Source organism: Methylobacterium variabile, from assembly GCF_001043975.1.
Taxonomy (GTDB): Bacteria; Pseudomonadota; Alphaproteobacteria; order Rhizobiales; family Beijerinckiaceae; genus Methylobacterium; species Methylobacterium variabile.
Genome location: NZ_LABY01000388.1, coordinates 1 through 1,908 on the forward strand (window position 1 = coordinate 1; position 1,908 = coordinate 1,908).

The following is a 1,908-nucleotide window of genomic DNA, read 5'->3' on the forward strand; positions in this document are numbered from 1 at the left end:
ACCTACCGGGACAAGGCGCGCCGGGCAGGCCGTCGCAGAAGCGCGCCTTGTCCCGGTAGGTCGCGGAGAGCAGGCTGCGGTTCCGATCGCGGCCGGCGTGGCGGATGCCGTAGAGGTCGAGGGCCGTGTGGATCAGGTCATCCGACTGGAACGGACGGTCGAGGTTGCCGGGCAGGTCGGCGAGGCGAGGCGCCGCGTCCGCGCGGAAGTCCGGCGACATCCAGAAGACGAGAGGGATCTCGTAGACCTGGCGCGGCGCCCGGCCGTCGATATGCGTGACGAAGTCCGAGATCTCGCCCAGCGCCTCGCCGTGGTCGGACAGGTAGGTGACCGTCGCGCGGCCCCCCGCCGCACGGGCGGCCTCGATGATCTCGGCCACGACGGTGTCGTTGTACAGGACGGCGTTGTCGTAGGCGTTGAAGCGCGCCGCGTCGCGGCCCGTCAGCAGGCGCGGCGTGGGCGGGAGCGGCTGCCCGTCGAAGCGGGCGAAGCCGGCCGGGTAGCGCAGGGTGTAGTCGGCATGGGCGCCGAGGAGGTGGAGCACCACGAGCTTGCGCGGGGCCGGGTCCGCCAATGCCGCCCGCAGGTGGGGCAGGAGCCCCTCGTCGTAGCTCGTCCCCTCGCCGACCCGGTTGACGAAGTGGCGCGTGTCAGCCGGCCTCGACAGGACCATCGACCAGTTGTCGAACTCGCCGTAGTAGCTCTGATTCGACAGCCACCACGAGCGGAAGCCGGCGGCCTTCGCGATCTGGAGCAGGTTCGGCTTCTCGTACAGGGGCGCGCGGTCCTCGCGGGTGGCGAAGGTCAGCATCTCCTGCAGGGCCGTGATGGTGACGCCCCGCGACGAACAGGCGTTCCTCACGACGTCGAGCTCCGGGGCGAGCCCGCCCAGCCGCGGCGTCGTCTCCCTGGCGTAGCCGTAGAGCGACATGTGCCGCCGGGTGGTCGACTCGCCGATGACCAGGACGTGGGTCACGGCCTCCTCCGCCGGCCCCTCGACGGCGCCGACCGCGATGCCCTCGACGGAGGTCAGGATCTTCGCCACGGCGCGCCGGTGGGCGAGCGACTGGTAGACCGCGTGGGGCGCGAAGAAGGCCGGGTTGTACAGGATGACGTTGGTCTTGATGGCGGCCACGGGCAGCATGAGCGCGACGACCGCGAGCCCGGCCAGTCCGGCGCGGCGGGACCGCCGGGAGGGCACGGCGGGCCGCCCGAGGACGAGGACGAGCGCGGCGGCCAGGGCGACCGCAAGGGGAAGCGGCAGGTGCTCCGGGCTCACCGCCCAGGCGAGGAATTCCGTCAGCTCCTGCGGGTTGCTGTCGATCACCGCGTTGATCGAGGACTCGCCGACGAGCTGGTCGTACAGCACGAAATGGTACGTGTAGGCGAAGAGATAGATCGCCGTGTAGGCGACGAGCGCGCCGTACACGATCGAGAACGACCGCCGGCCGGCGAGGTGCAGGCCCGCGTGGAGCAGGGCGGCGTAGAAGACGATGTTGAACGCGGCCGAGAAGACGAGCCGGTCCGTGCCAGTCGCGATCGCCGTGCCGTCGGCGAATGTGAGGGCAACGGCGAGCACCGGAAGCGCGCCGCCGAGGACAAGGGCCGGACCTGCCGGCATCCGGCGTAATCCCGCCGTGAAGAACTGAAACGACCGACGCATGGCTTCCCCGAGCAAGGCTTGGATCGCCCGCTTCCCGATTTGGCATGGCCGGAAGATCGAATCGTCTCGACTTGCGCCGATTTGGGATCGTTCCGGCCCGGGCAGCGGATCCAGGCTTGTGGGGAGCCAGACTTGTGCCGGCTAAGGTTCCCGGGAAGAGGCCGACGGAGGGGCGGCGCCCCTCCGTCGGATTCGCGATTGCGGGTCGCGGGTGCGGATGAATGCGTCTTATACCCTCGCGCCTT

The 1,908-nt window shown here is 70.3% G+C and carries 1 protein-coding gene; it reads right to left on the reverse strand.

Translation table 11 applies throughout. The annotated features are described in order from the left end of the window. Positions 1–1,621, reverse strand: a 1,621-nt coding sequence (locus tag VQ02_RS33285; RefSeq protein WP_048448558.1) for a phosphoethanolamine transferase, incomplete at its 3' end; no start/stop codon positions are given. Positions 1,622–1,908: the final 287 nt, after the last annotated feature.